This window comes from Nautilia sp. (assembly GCF_053994455.1).
In genome coordinates this window covers 12,304-28,116 of the sequence record NZ_JBMYAU010000060.1, presented here as the reverse complement: position 1 = coordinate 28,116, position 15,813 = coordinate 12,304, and the positions used below count along the sequence as shown (strand labels likewise).

Below are 15,813 nucleotides of genomic sequence, written 5' to 3'. Positions count from 1 at the left end.
TGTTAAAGGAGTTTAAATGAAAAAAATCCTAATACTGCTTTCAATATTAAGCATCCTTTCCGCCCAGACATACACACAAAAGCTTTCATACTGTCTTATAAGAAAAACTTCAGTAAACGACAGGATACTGCTTGCAAAATGGATGTTTGTCGTTCTTTCACAATATCCGGAGTTAAAATCTCTCTCAAACGTAACACCTAAAATCATAGAAAACTACAATAAAAAAATAGCAGCCCTTATAGAAAGACTTTTAACAAAAGACTGTAAAAAAGAAGCTTCCATGGTAATTAAACACGAACCTGACGGCCTGAGTAAAAGCTTTAACGTTTTAGGCACGATAGCCGCAAGGGAAATAATGTTAAACCCACGGGTGTCAGATACTTTAAAAGGCTACACAAAATATATGAACATACCGGATCTCATTCGCAAATTAAACGAATGATATATTCAGGATCCACACTGTTTTTAATCTTCGTAGATTTTAAATTTTGTATTTTCTCCCTTATCTCTTCTGGTTTGCACACAACAATGTTTTCCACTTCCTTATACAGTGCCTTCTGATTGAAAAAATAACGTCCGCTTATTATGGGTTTGTTGAAATACGCCGCTTCCACCGGATTGTGCCCCCCGACGTTATCGACAAAACTGCCTCCTAATATAACAGCGTCGCAGACGGCATACAGATTTATCAGCTCCCCCATTTTGTCTATCAGTATCAAATCCCCTTCAAGCACGCATTTGCCCGTTTTACATTTTTCGCTTATGCGTTCAACCTCTCCGTATTTTTTCATTGTTTCGTAAACTTCGTCGAACCTTTCCGGATGTCTCGGCACAACCGCAATCTGAAACCGCTTTAAATCGAGGTTTTTTAAAATTATCTCCTCTTCGTTTTGATGTGTTGAGGCTACAACGAGCAAAGGTTTCTTTTTTATATAACAGGTGTTTATGCGGGGATTGAAATAAGTTTTTACATTGCCGACACTTATCACGTTTTCAGCCCCGAGAGATTCGAGGCGTTTTTTGTCTTCGGGGCTCTGGGCGAGAACTAAGTCTATGTTTTTGAAAATTTTTTCGTAAAACCATCTGAATTTCAGGTATTTAGGATAACTTTTCTCGCTTATCCTCGCATTTAAAAGAACCGTTTTTTTACACCTTTTTTTAGCAATGTAAAAAAGCATATACCAAAGTTCCGCTTCCATAACCACAAGTGTTTTGCACGGTTTTATCCAAAACGGCAGAAAAATTTCAAACGGCAGAAACCTTACATCGGCATTTTGATATTTACGGGCTTCCTCATAACCGGTATTAGTCACCACGCTTAAATTTATTTTTTCAAATCTTTCTATAACGGGTTTTAAGGCTTTCGTCTCACCAAGAGAACAGGAATGAAACCAGTATCTTTTTTCTTTAAAAGGAGGGTTTTTTACAAGAAAAAATCTTGCAGGCACAGATTTTCGGTATTTGGATTTAAAAGAGAGAAAAATTAAAAAAGGCAAAGAAATTAAATATATAAAAAAAACTGTAAAAAAATAAAAAATAAAAAAAATTTTATCGGATTTCACTCTCGGCCGTTTATTTTTCGTTTATTTTATCCTCTTCTTCTATGTAAAGCACCCTTCCGCAGTGAGGACATGTTACTATTTCCTCGCCCTTTATGACTTCGGAAAAAATTTTATCGTTTATTTTCATATTGCATCCGCTGCAGGCCTGTTTTTTAACGGGGGTAACAGCCGTTATTCCCGCCCATCTTTTTATTTTTTCGTAAAACGCATAAATTTTAGGGCTCATTTTCGTAATCAGTTCTTCTTTCGCCTTGTAAATAGCCTCTTTTTGTTTTTCAACCGTTTCGAGTTTTTTAGTAACATCCATACTCAATATGGTTATTTCCGCTTCTATTTTTTCTATTTCGTCCTTAAGTGATTTTTTTTCTTCCTCTTTGTTTTCAAGCTGCTTTTCAAACTTCGCTATCTCCTCGTTTGCAACCTCGATTTGTTCTCTTGCGAGTTCCTCTTCTATCTGAAGGGCTTTAAACTCTTTTTCACTTTTTACTTTTGCCTGTTTTTCCTCTATATTCTGGAGTTTGTCTTTGAGTTCGGCTATTAAAAGTTCGTTTTTACCTCTTTTTAATTTAATATTTTTTATCTCCTCCTCCAGCTTTTCAAGCCTCTCTTCAAGAAGGTTTTTCTGGTTTTCAAGCTTTATTAAAGGCGCTTTTATACCGGCCTCCACCGGCTCAAGTTCCTTTAATTTTCTTTCAAGTCTGTTAAGTTCTATAAGCTGCTCAAGAAATTTGTTCATTTCAGGCCTTTTTTGATGAAATTATAACATATTTATTCAATGGAAAATCATCCGACACAAAACGGTACCGATATCCAAGCCAATTTATTCGCAGCCATCGAATAGAAAAAGAAAAAAACTATCCAACCGATATTTTTACCCTCTTTTCCCATTTTTTTCATTCGTATAAAAACGGGTTTTTCGAATTCGTTTTAATTATTTCAACGCCTAAATCCTTAATATCCCCGTACAATGCGTCTACGAAAAACTTTTCGCTCTCAAAATGTCCTATATCCATAAGGGAAACTCCCCTGATTTTCGCATCCATCGCTTCATGGTATTTTATATCGCCGGTCAAAAAAAGATCCGTTTTTACAAAAGGAAGAAGGGACATTCCCGCACCGGTGGTAATAGAGACGTTTTTAATAAAATCGTGACATTTTACGGTCTTTAAACATTTTATTTCCAGTCTGTTTTTTATAAATTCGGCAAATTCGTCAAAAGGTTTGTCGATTTTTGCGGTATAAACAAAATCGGTACTTTCACCATCAAGCCCCAGCACGTTTTCGGCTACATATTTATTCAAATGAGTTTTGTCAAAATTCGTATGCATCGCTATAAAAGAGATGTTTTTTCGAATAAGCCCGACTAAAAGCTTCGTCGAAAAAGAAGTGGGTACAACGTTTTTAAGAGGTTTGAAAATAAGAGGATGATGGGCGATTATTAAAGAATTTTCATCCGCATTTTCTATAATTTCTTCGTCCAAATCGAGCGTGATGTATATTTTTTCTATCTCGTCGTCAAAACTGCCGACCAAAAGCCCGCTATTATCCCACTCTTCTTGCAATTCAAACGGACTTATCTCATTTAAAACATCATATATTTTTTTTAGTTTCATAATTCTCCATTCTCCATTCTCAATTCTCAATTCCAACGTATGTTTCGGCCACACCTTTTGCAAGTTCGCGTATTTTTAAAATATAGTTTTGCCTCTCGGTCTGAGAGATGGCTTTTCTCGCATCAAGGACGTTAAATATGTGAGAAGCAAAAATAGTGTAATCATACGCAGGCAAAGGCAATTTGGCTTCAATGCATCTTTTCGCTTCTTCCCTTGCGTCTTCAAACCACCTAAAAAGCATTTCGACGTTTGCAATCTCAAAGTTGTATTTCGAAAACTCGAATTCGCTTCTTTTATGCATATCCCCGTAAGTTGTATTTTCGTTCCATTTGATATCATATACATTATCGACACCCTGAAGATACATCGCAAGTCTTTCGGTCCCGTACGTGATTTCAACGGGTACCGGGAACGTTTTAAGTCCCCCTACCTGCTGAAAATAGGTAAACTGCGTAACTTCCATTCCGTCAAGCCATACTTCCCATCCGAGCCCCCACGCTCCGAGTGTCGGGGATTCCCAGTTGTCCTCCACGAACCGTACGTCGTGTTCTTTCAGGTTAAGCCCGAGATATTCGAGACTTTCGAGATACATTTCCTGAATATTGTCGGGACTCGGTTTCATAATAACCTGAAACTGGTAATAGCTCCCGAGTCTGTTCGGGTTTTCACCGTATCTACCGTCCGTTGGACGGCGGCTCGGCGCCACATACGCCACGTTCCAAGGCCCCTTGTCAAGGCTTCTGAGAAGCGTTGCGGGGTGAAACGTCCCGGCCCCGCTCGGAAAATCGTACGGCATTACGATATTACACCCTTTTTCTTTCCAAAACTCCTGAAGTTTTAATAATAAATCGCTGAAATACATTTATGCTCCTTTATTTTAATCCCGTTTTTTTACAAAAAACAATCCCGTATCAATTAGTTTTTTATTTATCGCCCTTCATTAATACGTATTCCCCTATTTTCGCTTTTATTTCCCTCGCCACAACCTCGCATTTCACTTTAAAAAGGTAAAAAACATCCCTGCCGCATTCCCCGAACAGACACTCGAAATTCCCCATTCCTTTGCTTATTACCATATCGGCGTCAAAAAAAAGTTTTTTCGCCTTTTCGTTTGCAAACTTAAGATGAAACCCGGGTGTTTTAACACCGCTGTCCACAATTTCGGCGAGAGAATTTATTTCAAGACCTTTGAGGTCGTCAACGGTTACATCGTTTATTATCGGCTTTCCCCTTGTGAAATAATATATTTCCGAAGTGAATCTTCTGAGTTCTCTTATCAGAATTTCGTCAAAAACGTTTTCACCCGCATTGTCCGCAAGGTACACGATATTTTTTACTTTTTTTAATTTTTCTTTGAACAATCCGTAATCGTTTCGGAAAAATTCTATTTCGAATATACTATCAATCTCTTTTTGTAAATCATAAGTATGGTTAACTCCCAAATCTATAACGTTTCCCGCAACCGCAATTTTACACGCGTTGTAAACCCTTTCTTCACAAGAAGAGAGTTTTTGTTCTAAAAATTTCTTAAATTTCAAAGCTTCTTTGACGGATTCTTTTTTTTCCTCGGCAAAAGGATCTCTTACCCCCGTTTCGAAAGATATGAACTCATAAACTTCCGCCGCGATTTCAGGAGGAGTCACGTTTAAGCCGTATTTAGAAAGAATTCCCCCCACCCCTCTTAAAATTTCGGCGGCCGAATGTTCGTCAAGTCCTAATTTTTTCGTAATATTAAGCGTCTGCTTATATATGCATAAATAACACTCCCTGCTTATATTCATTTAATTCCGAGCTCCCTTTTTATTACGGGTTCGTTAAAACCGCAAACCCATCTGCTTCCCACAAGTATGACGGGAACCCCCCTGCAGCCGTGTCTTTCACAGTCTTTTGCGGCTTTTCTATCCTTTGATATATCTATTTTTCTGTATTTTACTTTGTTTTTTTTAAAAAACTGCTCCGCTTTAGTGCACCACACACATCCCGGAGCCGTAAAAAGCACAACCCTTTTAGCGCTCATCAACCCTCCTTTTTACCGTTTTTGTCGTTAATTTCGTCTTCTTCGCTTTTTTTCAGAACCTTGCCCCACATCAGTTTGTATTTCCTTCGGCAAAATTCAAGCTCTTCTTGACATATTTCAAGCTGTCTTTGCAGCTTTTTAATCGTTTCCTGGGAATTTTCATAAATTTCCTGGATGGAATAAACGGAATTTTTTAAAAATTCGTTTTCCTCTTTTAAAGCCTCTATCGTTTCGTCTTTGCTCATAAGCACTTTTTCGTGCAGCGTCAAAAGCGTCGTAATGGTTTTTTGAATCAGACCTTCGTTTTCATTTATTATTTCTACATCTTCCACCGGTATCAGGGAATTAGCAAGGGATTCCATTTCTATGTAGACAACCCCTTCGCTTTTTTTGCATTTAAGCTCTTTTTCCCTGCACGCCTTTAAAATTTCCTTCCTGCTTTTGCCGCTTAAACGTGAAAATTCGTCGATAGTAAGCCATGTCTGCATCAGTCTATTCTTACTTCCACTTCTTTCGAATCCATTTCCACTTTTTTAGCCCCGGCTATTCTGTCTTCTTCTAATTTCGCTTTCAGTTCGTCATCATTGTTCGCAAGAATCTGAAGTGCGAGATAAGCGGCGTTTTTAGCCCCGGCCTTGCCCACGGCAAGAGTCGCCACAGGCATTCCCCCCGGCATCTGGACGGTTGAAAGAAGGGCGTCAAGACCGTCCATCATTCCGGTCGGCATAGGCACCCCTATAACAGGTCTTGTTGTCAAAGACGCCACAACGCCCGCAAGATGTGCGGCCATTCCCGCACCGCATATAAACACCTTGCATCCCCTCTCTTCGGCTTCTTTTACATATGAATGGGTTCTATCGGGCGTTCTGTGCGCCGAAGTAATTATAAGCTCGTAAGGAATTTGAAATTTTTCAAAAATTTTAACGGCTTCCCTCATTATTTCATAATCGCTTTTGCTTCCCATAAGTATTGATACGAATCTCATAAACTCTCCTTATATCCCGTTTGGACTAAATTTGACTTTTTTTCTCAAAAACGTCAAATACGGCAATTTCGCCGGCAGCTTGATAGGGTTTAAATTTCCGCTGTGTACGGCTTTTAAAACTTTCCCGTAAACCGTTTCTATTTTATTAAATTTAAGCTTCCATTTTCCGTTTTCATGCCAAATTTCACCTATTTCGTTTTTCACAGGTGAAATTTTAGCATTTTTCGGAGCCAGAATTTCAACAGTGTCACCCGGAAACGTTTTATATTTGCACATAAATGTCTCACCGTCCTCGTTAACAATGCCGCTTACCTGCCATTCCCCGTGTGTGAGGGATGTTTCAAGGTTTTGGGTGTCGTGTCTTTCATAAGGTCTTTTTACAAGATAAGCATCCGTAAGACCCCTGTTTTTTGTAGTTAGTATTTCATTCATAAAATATTCCCTGTCAAACTCCCTGCCTTCATAAAAAGAATCGAGAGCCTCCCGGTACGCTTTCGTAACCACACCCACGTAATAAGGCGCTTTGGTCCTTCCTTCTATTTTAACCGAATCGATTACGCCGCTTTTTAAAATTTCCGGAATATGCTCGATAAGGCACAAATCTTTCGCATTCATAATATACGTACCGTCTTCAGGGTACTCTTCAAGTTTAAACATCATTCCCGTTTCAGGGTTTTCGGCGTATAAAACATACGGATAGCGGCAGTCGTTCGCACAGCTTCCCTTATTGGGGTTTCTTCCGAACTGCACCGCGCTTAAAAGACACCGTCCGCTGTATGCGAAGCACATAGCTCCGTGAACAAACACCTCTATTTCAACGTCGGGTACTTTTTCTTTTATTCTTTGCAAATCCTTAAGCGTACTTTCCCTTGCGGCGATAATCCTTTTAACTCCCAAATCCCTGTATGCCGCATAATCCCAGGAATTAAGGGCGTTGGCTTGGGTTGAAAGGTGTATTTCAATCTCAGGGGCTGTTTCCCTCGCTTTCATCAAAACCCCCAAAGAAGAAATAATCATGGCATCAACACCGATTTCTTTAAGTTTTTTAATATGTTCCTCGACTAAAGAAAGCTGATTTTCAAAAGGAAAAGAGTTCACCGTTGCATAGACTTTTACATTCCTGTCATGGGCGTACTTTACCGCCTCGGCAAAATTTTCGTAATTAAACTCTTTTCCGCTGTGGCATCTGAGAGAAAAATGGCTAACCCCCGCGTATACGGCGTCCGCTCCGTAGGCTATTGCGATTTTAAGTTTTTCAAAATCGCCAGCGGGCGAAAGCAGTTCGACTTTTTTCATCTATTTAGCTCCCCCGAACTGTGCAATCAACGCTTCTATGTCTTCGTCGTTGACAAGTTCCTCGCTTTCGTCGCCCTGTATGTGCGTTGCGCTTCGCACCCTTTCGTTGTCGTCTATTTTACCCTCGAAAAGTTTATTCATATATTTAATTAAAGCCCTCATAATATTGATAACCCTTTCTATCTTCTGACGGTGAATGTCCTGGTACTGCATAATATCCATCGCCGTCATAATGTCATCCTGCGCCGCTTCCCCCGATTCAATCGCCTTTTTAACCTTTTCCATCATTTCGTTTATTCTGTCAAGTTCGTCTTTGAACGTTTTAATATGGGGAAAACTGTTTGTCAGTTTCGTAAAAAGTTCCTTTTCATGCTCCAAAAATTTAAGTACATCCCCCAGCTCTTCGACGGTATCGGACATCGAAACGGATATTCTGTCCATAATATCCAGAATCTGTGTGGCTTTTTCCTCACTCTCTTTCGTAACTTCGTCCAGCTGGGCTACAACCTTGTGCTTTTCATCCGCCGGCGGAGGCAAAACTTCCTTTTCCGGCCCCCCTCCGTTTTCCGTATCCTGATCCGCCTGTGAAATTTCATCTTCCAGCGAATCGACACCGCCCTCCATTAAAGCGTCCAACTCTTCCTGGGTCATAGCTCACCTCTTTTTTTGATTAATTATATATAATTTCATTTAAAAAGGCAAAAAATGCTGATAGATTTGCATAATCACACACCTCTTTGCAAACACGCGAAAGGAGAACCTGAAGAGTACATTGAAAAAGCCGTTGAAAAAGGAATAAACGTCTACGGTTTTGCCGATCACGCCCCTATGAAATTCGACCCCGCTTACAGAATGGAGTTCGAGGAAATGGAAAAATACGAAAAAAAAATAACATCGCTTTCACAAAAATATGATAATATAAAGATTCTGCTCGGATACGAAGTGGATTTCACCCCCGAAGTGGACGAAAGGGTTTTAAAAAGAAACGTCGATTATTTGATAGGAAGCGTCCATTTTCTCGACAACTGGGGTTTTGACAATCCTGAATTCATAAAAGAGTGGAAAAACAGAAACGTCGATGATGTGTACAAGGAATATTTTTACCTGATAGAAAAAATGGCAAATTCAAAATTTTTCAATATCGTTGGACATATCGACCTGGTAAAAGTATTCGGCCACAAACCGAAAAAACCGGTGAAAGATATAATAAAAAACGCAATAAAGGCTATTAAAAAAGCCGGTATGGCAGTTGAAATAAACACTGCGGGACTTAGAAAACCCGTTAACGAAATTTATCCGGGAGATGATATTTTAGAAATGATTCTTGAAGAAAACATCGATATCACATTCTCAAGCGACGCCCACTCTCCCGAACAGGTGGGATATATGCTTAAAGAAACGGTGCAGAAAGCGAAAAACATGGGTTTCACCGAAGCGGTGTATTTTGAAAAAAAACGGAAAATAAAAGTAAAAATTTAAAGGAGAGTTATGATATACCTAAGTTTACTTATGGCAATAAGGTTTTTCGGTCTTTTCATAGTAATGCCGCTTTTGGCGCTTTATGCTATGAAACTGCAAGGCGCCAATGCTTTTAACGTGGGTATCGCTCTTGGCGCGTATGCCCTGTCTCAGGTTTTTTTACAGATTCCTTTCGGAAAGGCTGCGGACAAATTCGACAAGAAAAAAATCCTTATTTTCGGACTTACCTTACTGGCGCTCGGCAGCCTGGTGTGCGCTTTTTCCACCAACATTTATATCCTTATATTCGGACGTCTGCTGCAGGGAGCCGGGGCCATCGGAGGGGTAATTCTTGCATATATCGCCGATCTTACCGATGAAAACACAAGAGCTAAGGCTTTTGCGAGAATGGGGCAGTTTATAGCGTTAAGTTTTGCGCTGTCAATGATTTTAGGCCCGACTATCGGTGCAAACTGGGGCGTTGACAAACTGTTTGTGTTAACGGCTTTTCTGGCGCTGTTTTCAATATGGCTGGTAATCGCCAAAATCCCAAACCCGCCGAAAATCGTTCATCATCAGCCCCACTCTTCATTAAAAGAGATTCTCACCCATAAGGAACTGTTAAAACTTTTCTTAAGCGGATTTTTGCAAAAAGGGCTTATGACCGTATTTTTTATGCTAACCCCGATCATATTCACCTCAAAACTGCACTGGGACAAAACCGAACTGTGGAAAGTATACATTCCTGCCCTTGTTTTAGGTATATTCGCACTCCCCTTAGGGGCCATACTCGCCGAAAAAAAACAGAAGGCAAAGGCCGTATTCGTAATGAGCGCCGTTGCGATTACGCTTTCTCTCGTACTGTTTTTAATAGGCAACAGATATACATATTTCCTCGCGGTTATCGTATTCTTTTTCGGGTTTAACCTTCTTGAGCCCGTTCTTCAGAGTTTTGTAAGCAAAATAGCAAGGGCGCACGAAAAAGCCACGGCCCTCTCAACATCTAATACAATACAGTATATCGGTATATTCTTAGGTGGTGCGAGCGCGGGATATTTCGTCCATCACAACCTGTTAGGCGCGTTTTTGGCCATATCCGTCGCCATAGGACTTTTCTGGACGTTCTTGCTGATAAAAATGAAACCGCTTTCAAACCTGAAAACGGTTACGTATGAAAATTACGACGACAGCTTCATACAGGAACTGAAAACGGAAAAAAACGTTTACGATTTTTATGAAAAAAACGGGGTTTTAATAGTAAGATACTTCCATTCCTGAGTTTCCGGAACGCCTTTTGCTTCAACGTATCAAAAAGCAAAAGGTTTTATATGTCGTTCATAATAGACAGGTACGAAAAAATACTCGGATTTATGTTTCTTATCATATTTTATATGTTTATAACGACAAATCTGTTCGCAACGAAAATAAAAGACATCTCCAATATCGTAGGGGTAAGGGACAACCAGCTTATAGGCTACGGCCTGGTGGTGGGACTTGACGGAAGCGGGGATTCATCTTCGAAATTCACCAATCAGACTCTTTCGAACCTTTTAAAAAACGTAAACGTAAAACTCGATCCCAAAGACATAAAATCCAAAAACGTAGCGGCTGTAATGGTAACCGCCTCTCTCCCGCCGTTTGCGAGGGAAGGCGATAAAATAGACATAACCGTATCATCCATCGGAGACGCCAAATCCCTTCAGGGAGGGGTTTTGTTAATAACACCCCTTAAAGGGGTAAACGGGAAAATCTACGCTCTCGCACAGGGGCCGATAAGCATGGGCGGATTTAACCTAAAAGGCGGCAAAAAGCAAAAACATTTCACCACCACCGTCAAAGTAATAAAGGGCGCCACGGTCGAAAGGGCGGTGGCGTGGGATCTTTACAATCAGCAATACGCCACGCTGTCGCTTAAAAGAAGCGACTTCGAGTTGGCGGTGTCGCTCCAAAACAGAATAAACTCTTTTTTTAAAACAAAAGCGGCCGTCGCCATAGATCCGAGAACCGTCAAACTTAAAAAGCCCCAAAATATGACTATGCCCGAATTTCTGGCAAAAATAGAAAATTTAGACGTAAAAACAAAAATGCCTGATGTTATAGTAATCGATGAAAGAACGGGAACTATCGTTGCCGGAAGCGATATCACGGTACAGCCCACGGTAATAACATACGGTAATTTCGTAATAAAAATAAAAAAAGAGACAACCATATTGGATTTAGCCCAGATGTTTCAAAAATTCAAAGCCACACCCCAGGATATGATAGCAATTCTTGAAAATTTAAAAGCCGGCAATGCGATAAACGCAAAACTAATCGTAAATTAAGGAGAAGGTATGAGCACATACGAAATAAACATCGCGACACACCATAAAATAGACATATCAAAAACACAAAACCTTAAAAAACTGAAACAGGCCTGTGACGATTTCGAAAGCGAAATACTCAATTTTTACTTAAAAGACGCTTTAAAATCAAAAAACAACCTGTTTCCGGAAAGTCCGGGGGAAAAAATTTACAAATCCATGTACAGGGAGGAAATTTCAAAAGAAATAAGCGGTAATTTCGGTTACAGCAAACTTCTTTTCGACTATTTAAAAGAAAAAATTTAAAAAATTTAAAAATTTGCCGATATGGCTGGGTAGAACTATACACAAAGGCAAATAATGATAAACAGAATCGGAATAAACACGCAAAACATTCCCACCCAGCCTAAAAAAACACAAAACGTCCAAAGACAGGACAAACCCGGAAGGGTGGAAGAGATTAAACAAAAAATCCAAAACGGAGACTACAAAGTCGATATAAACAAAACGGCCGAGGCTTTCGCAAAAGCCCTCCTTTAATCTCTCCTCCCTTCCGAATAAAGAAAGGAAGGGATATGCTTACAAACAAAATTCAAGAGGCTATAAACACTTTAGAATCGCTTATCAAACTAACGAAAAAAGACATAGACAACATAAAAGCGGCAAAACATGAAGAAGTTTTTGCAAACACCCAAAAAAAAGAGATGTTGGCCGTACGCTTTTCAGAACTTAAAAACCAGATAGACGTTATACTCTCAAGCAGAAACAGACCGTTAGAAGAGATCTTTACGGATGAGGAGGAAAGGCTTTTTAACATATTCAAAGAAAAGTTGTTTGTCTTTAACAAAGAGCACAAGCGATTTTCAAAACTTGCGCTAAGCGTCGCCAATTTTTACAACGCCCTTTTAAACCAGATCAAAAAAAACGAAACCATCAATTACAAAAACGAATCGTTTAACGATTCCAAACTGCACTTAAAGGCTTAATTATGGCAATTTCAAGCGCATTTTCAACCGCTCTTACCGGTTTAAGATCCCATCAGAGCGCAATTGACGTCACTTCCAACAACATTTCGAACGCTTCAAATCCCGATTATGTAAGACAAAGGGCCGTATTTTCCTCTCTTCCTTCCATAAACTCCGTTCCAGGGGATATAGGCACGGGGGTTGAAATAAGCTCGGTTAAAAGGATAACGGATACGTTTTTATTCAACAGATACACTTCAACCTCGGCCTCATACGCCAATTTAGACACCCAGGAGCAGTATTTAAAAGAAATAGCGGCGTATTTTCCCGACGTAACGGACAACGGTCTTTACAAAGACATAGAGGACTTTTTCAATGCTTGGCAGACATTCGCATCAAATCCCAACGACGGGGCGGTTAAAGTGGATTTGGCGGCTAAAACCCAGATTTTAAGCGACAATATCAAAAATTTAAAAAACAAACTAACGGACATTCAAAAAAGCCTGAACGACTCTTTAGAGGCAAAAACCGAAGAAGCCGACGACATAATCAAACAGATAGCCGATTTAAACAAACAGATATCTTCAATAGAAGCGAACAATCAGACAAACGCAAACGAATTAAGGGATAAAAGGGACGCTCTTGAAAAAAGATTAAAAGAGCTTCTTGACGTTAAAGTGTTAAAAAGCGGAGTTGTTTCCCAGGACGCACAAGGAGACGTAACAACCGGTTACGAGGAAAATTATCAGATAATGTTGGGGGGATACACCCTCGTGGACAACTCCACATTCAACTCGTTAACCACAAAAAACACCGAAGGAAACGTTTCCGTCCAGCTCGAAAAACAGGACCATACGCTAACGGACATAACCAAAGATATAAGCGGTGGTGAAATAGGAGCCCTCATTTCGCTAAGGGGAACGGAATTCAATTCAAAAGCAGAACCCACAAACGGAACCGTCAGCGATTTGTTAAATTCGTTAAACGCCCTCGCCGGCGGCATTATAAGAAGCGTCAATTCAATATATTCCTATTCGGCACAGGAATCCGTAACAACCGACACGATATCGTCTCCCATTTCACTTTCGGAAAATATGCAAAATGAAAAAATATCTTTTCTGAATTCTTCGGGTATTTTAAAAACGTCTATAACGGACGGTAAGATCTCTTTTGATTTATATGATGAAAACGGAAACCTCGACAGCACGAACTCCCCGTTAACCGTAAACGTAAACCAAAACGAATCCTTACAGGACGTTTTAAACGACATTAACGCAAAACTTTCCTCGATTCCGGAATATTCAAATATAAAAGCGCAGTTTGTAAACGGACAGATCAAATTTATAAACACCGACACCCAAAAAACATCTTCGAACATACTCGTAAAAGACGACGGTGCAAAACTGTTCACGGCACTGAACCAGATTGAGTACCTGCCCCTCTCCCAGATAAACAGTTCGCTTCCCCAGCCTTTGAAAAACGGATCTTTCGAAATAAAAGTGTACGATTCGGAAGGAAATGAGATAGCAACAAGAAGCATTACGGTAAATATGGATTCTTCGGATCCGAAATTTTCCACAATAGAAGGAATAATGTCCCAAATAAACACCCCCTCAATCGACGACAACCAAAACAACAATCAAAACGACGACGTCGACGATTTTTATCACGCCGAATTTATAAACGGAAAGTTCCTGCTCTCCAAAACAACCGACCAAAACACCCTTGTAGGGCTCGATGAAGATTCTTCCGATTTCGGAGGAGCCTTCGGCATAAACAGATTTTTCGACGGTAAAGACGCATCGGATATAGCATTAAACGCAGATTTGCAAAACGACCCGAGTTTAATCAGCGCAGGAAAAATCCCGGACAGCGGAGACAACAGCATTGCAAATGCGGTTTTACAGTTACAGTCGACAAACATTAATTTTTATACGAACTCCGATACGAAAACGGAAACTATTTACGGTTTTTACAGGGAAATGACCTCATCACTCGCAAACCAAACCCAGAGCGTTTCGGACAAAAAAGAAACCGCCCAGACTCTTCTTACAAACATATCGAACGAATATTACTCCCTAAGCGGAGTAAACATTGACGAAGAACTAATCAATCTTGAAAAATATCAAAGAGGCTATCAGGCGAATGCAAAAGTAATCACCACGATAAATCAGATGCTCGATGCGCTTTTTACCATAAAACAGTAAAAACCGGTAAAAGGCTTTCACTTAACGGCGGCGTTTTTTAGGTTGTTTAGAGTTTCGTAACCGGCCGTTACTATTTTGGAATTAAAAACGAAAGCCGGGACACCCTTGGGGTCGACTTTCGCTTTATAAACCACCTCCGTTTCATTTTTAACTCTTTTAACCAAAAAAGTGACGTCGTCTTTCATTTCCACACCCGAAGGTTTTTTAAAACGTTTTTTTATGTTTTCAGGAAGTTTATCATAAGGCACGCTTTTGTACTCGGCTTTAAACACGCCCCCTTTTTCATTTACCGAAATCTTATAAAAAGCATATCTGTCGCTGAAAGGAAAAGGAAAGTCAAACACTTTCAAAAGATAACCGTTTTCGCTTTTTATCTCTTTTACTTTTTTCTGCCAGCTCGGATAGTCTTTATACGTCAAAACAACTTTTTTAACATTTTCATAAACATCCGCCGGCAAAACGGCCACGGCTTTCATCTGCACGTATTTGCTTCCTTTTACGGGACTCGTATAAACTTTTATGCCGTTTTCCTCCTTTTTTAACTCCCACGAAAAAGAAACGGCGAAACAAAGCAAGAAAAAAAGCAGTTTTTTCATTATAATCCTTTTTGAAAAAATTGTACCAAAAAAGGAATGATTTGAACATAAAAGAAAAACTCGATACGCTTATAAAAACCGGTATATACGAAGTGAACGAAAACAGGCCCGACCCTGTGATAATAGCCAGAAAATTCAAAGACGAGTATATAGCAATGATAGCGGCTCTTTTCGCTTACGGAAACGTAAAAGCGATATTAAAATTCCTAAATTCCGTCAATTACGAAAGACTCACCGACAACGGAGGACTTTATTACAGGTTTCAGTCATGCGAGGATGTGAGGGAATTTTTTAAAACCGTAACCCTTATGAGGGAAAAACACTCTTTAAACGAACTTTTTTTAAAAGGGTACGAAAAATCTCACAACCCTGTGGAGGGCTTAAAGGAGATAATCAAAACCATATACGACACGAACCCTTACCGTTCGAAAGGGTACGAGTTTTTAATAGGAAAAATCCCGCCGGAAAAAACGAAGGGAACGAGCCCTTATAAAAGATGGAACATGTTTTTAAGATGGATGGTAAGAGACGAATTTCCGGATCTCGGAATGTGGAAAGGGGTAAACAAAAAAGATTTGATTATACCTTTAGATACGCACACACACAAAGTTTCTTTAAAATTAGGACTTTTAAAAAGAAAAACGTACGATTTGCAGGCAGCTTTGGAACTGAGCGCAAAATTAAAGGAATTCGATCCGGAAGATCCCTTAAAATACGATTTCGCCCTTTACAGAATAGGCCAGATGAATATTAAATTTTCTTAATCAAAGGGTTACAATTACGGTAAAATTATTAAAATTTAACACTTTTA

At 39.6% G+C, this 15,813-nt stretch carries 20 protein-coding genes; 9 read left to right on the top strand and 11 right to left on the bottom strand.

The annotated features are described in order from the left end of the window. The first annotated feature begins 16 nt into the window (after nucleotides 1-16). Nucleotides 17-442: a hypothetical protein gene (locus ACXJIE_RS04430; protein ID WP_456479766.1), complete on the top strand. Its 426-nt coding sequence runs from the start codon at nucleotides 17-19 to the stop codon at nucleotides 440-442. On the opposite strand, the gene waaA is transcribed toward ACXJIE_RS04430, so the two are convergent. The 10 genes from waaA to ACXJIE_RS04380 form a co-directional block, all read right to left on the bottom strand. Beyond that, complete coding sequence (gene waaA, locus ACXJIE_RS04425) at nucleotides 420-1,562, bottom strand: lipid IV(A) 3-deoxy-D-manno-octulosonic acid transferase (protein WP_456479765.1); 1,143 nt, start codon at nucleotides 1,560-1,562, stop codon at nucleotides 420-422. The genes ACXJIE_RS04430 and waaA overlap by 23 nt on opposite strands. Before the next feature lie 10 nt (nucleotides 1,563-1,572). After that, a complete protein-coding gene (locus ACXJIE_RS04420; protein WP_456479764.1) occupies nucleotides 1,573-2,298 on the bottom strand; it encodes a zinc ribbon domain-containing protein in 726 nt (241 codons plus the stop codon). A gap of 157 nt (nucleotides 2,299-2,455) precedes the next feature. Beyond that, nucleotides 2,456-3,175, bottom strand: coding sequence for a Nif3-like dinuclear metal center hexameric protein (locus ACXJIE_RS04415; protein ID WP_456479763.1), 720 nt, complete (start codon nucleotides 3,173-3,175; stop codon nucleotides 2,456-2,458). A gap of 19 nt (nucleotides 3,176-3,194) precedes the next feature. Beyond that, nucleotides 3,195-4,037, bottom strand: a complete 843-nt coding sequence (gene glyQ, locus ACXJIE_RS04410) for a glycine--tRNA ligase subunit alpha (RefSeq protein WP_456479762.1) — start codon at nucleotides 4,035-4,037, stop codon at nucleotides 3,195-3,197. A gap of 61 nt (nucleotides 4,038-4,098) precedes the next feature. Further along, complete coding sequence (locus ACXJIE_RS04405) at nucleotides 4,099-4,956, bottom strand: damage-control phosphatase ARMT1 family protein (RefSeq protein ID WP_456479761.1); 858 nt, start codon at nucleotides 4,954-4,956, stop codon at nucleotides 4,099-4,101. Continuing rightward, complete coding sequence (locus tag ACXJIE_RS04400) at nucleotides 4,953-5,192, bottom strand: glutaredoxin family protein (RefSeq protein WP_456479760.1); 240 nt, start codon at nucleotides 5,190-5,192, stop codon at nucleotides 4,953-4,955. Before ACXJIE_RS04400 ends, ACXJIE_RS04405 begins: the two co-directional genes overlap by 4 nt. Next, nucleotides 5,192-5,680, bottom strand: a complete 489-nt coding sequence (locus ACXJIE_RS04395; protein WP_456479759.1) for a DUF3972 domain-containing protein — start codon at nucleotides 5,678-5,680, stop codon at nucleotides 5,192-5,194. Before ACXJIE_RS04395 ends, ACXJIE_RS04400 begins: the two co-directional genes overlap by 1 nt. Further along, the gene (purE, locus tag ACXJIE_RS04390) at nucleotides 5,680-6,177 is read right to left on the bottom strand and encodes a 5-(carboxyamino)imidazole ribonucleotide mutase (RefSeq protein ID WP_456479758.1); all 498 of its coding nucleotides are present in this window, start codon (nucleotides 6,175-6,177) and stop codon (nucleotides 5,680-5,682) included. The genes ACXJIE_RS04395 and purE overlap by 1 nt, the downstream gene beginning before the upstream one ends. Before the next feature lie 9 nt (nucleotides 6,178-6,186). Next, nucleotides 6,187-7,473 carry a U32 family peptidase gene (locus tag ACXJIE_RS04385; protein ID WP_456479757.1) on the bottom strand — a complete coding sequence of 429 codons (1,287 nt, stop codon included), beginning with the start codon at nucleotides 7,471-7,473 and terminating at the stop codon, nucleotides 6,187-6,189. Then, nucleotides 7,474-8,124, bottom strand: a complete 651-nt coding sequence (locus ACXJIE_RS04380; RefSeq protein WP_456479756.1) for a hypothetical protein — start codon at nucleotides 8,122-8,124, stop codon at nucleotides 7,474-7,476. Nucleotides 8,125-8,178: 54 nt separating this feature from the next. On the opposite strand from ACXJIE_RS04380, the gene ACXJIE_RS04375 reads away from it, so the two are divergent. The 7 genes from ACXJIE_RS04375 to flgK are packed head-to-tail and all read left to right on the top strand — an operon-like array spanning nucleotide 8,179 to nucleotide 14,406. Then, nucleotides 8,179-8,952 (top strand): histidinol-phosphatase, encoded by a 774-nt coding sequence (locus ACXJIE_RS04375; protein WP_456479755.1) that lies wholly within the window; start codon nucleotides 8,179-8,181, stop codon nucleotides 8,950-8,952. 9 nt (nucleotides 8,953-8,961) lie between these two features. Continuing rightward, complete coding sequence (locus ACXJIE_RS04370; RefSeq protein WP_456479754.1) at nucleotides 8,962-10,209, top strand: MFS transporter; 1,248 nt, start codon at nucleotides 8,962-8,964, stop codon at nucleotides 10,207-10,209. A gap of 50 nt (nucleotides 10,210-10,259) precedes the next feature. Beyond that, nucleotides 10,260-11,255 (top strand): flagellar basal body P-ring protein FlgI, encoded by a 996-nt coding sequence (locus tag ACXJIE_RS04365; RefSeq protein ID WP_456479753.1) that lies wholly within the window; start codon nucleotides 10,260-10,262, stop codon nucleotides 11,253-11,255. A 9-nt stretch (nucleotides 11,256-11,264) separates the two neighbouring features. Then, nucleotides 11,265-11,540, top strand: coding sequence for a rod-binding protein (locus ACXJIE_RS04360; RefSeq protein WP_456479752.1), 276 nt, complete (start codon nucleotides 11,265-11,267; stop codon nucleotides 11,538-11,540). Nucleotides 11,541-11,594: 54 nt separating this feature from the next. Further along, complete coding sequence (locus tag ACXJIE_RS04355; protein WP_456479751.1) at nucleotides 11,595-11,774, top strand: flagellar biosynthesis anti-sigma factor FlgM; 180 nt, start codon at nucleotides 11,595-11,597, stop codon at nucleotides 11,772-11,774. Nucleotides 11,775-11,809: 35 nt separating this feature from the next. Continuing rightward, nucleotides 11,810-12,220, top strand: coding sequence for a hypothetical protein (locus tag ACXJIE_RS04350; protein WP_456479750.1), 411 nt, complete (start codon nucleotides 11,810-11,812; stop codon nucleotides 12,218-12,220). Between the two features lie 2 nt (nucleotides 12,221-12,222). After that, nucleotides 12,223-14,406 carry a flagellar hook-associated protein FlgK gene (gene flgK / locus ACXJIE_RS04345; protein WP_456479749.1) on the top strand — a complete coding sequence of 728 codons (2,184 nt, stop codon included), beginning with the start codon at nucleotides 12,223-12,225 and terminating at the stop codon, nucleotides 14,404-14,406. Nucleotides 14,407-14,423: 17 nt separating this feature from the next. Here the strand turns inward: flgK and ACXJIE_RS04340 are convergent, their stop codons facing one another. Further along, complete coding sequence (locus ACXJIE_RS04340; RefSeq protein ID WP_456479748.1) at nucleotides 14,424-15,002, bottom strand: SRPBCC family protein; 579 nt, start codon at nucleotides 15,000-15,002, stop codon at nucleotides 14,424-14,426. Between the two features lie 41 nt (nucleotides 15,003-15,043). On the opposite strand from ACXJIE_RS04340, the gene ACXJIE_RS04335 reads away from it, so the two are divergent. Continuing rightward, on the top strand, nucleotides 15,044-15,766 hold the full coding sequence (locus ACXJIE_RS04335; RefSeq protein WP_456479747.1) for a TIGR02757 family protein: 723 nt from the start codon (nucleotides 15,044-15,046) through the stop codon (nucleotides 15,764-15,766). Nucleotides 15,767-15,813 lie beyond the last annotated feature (47 nt).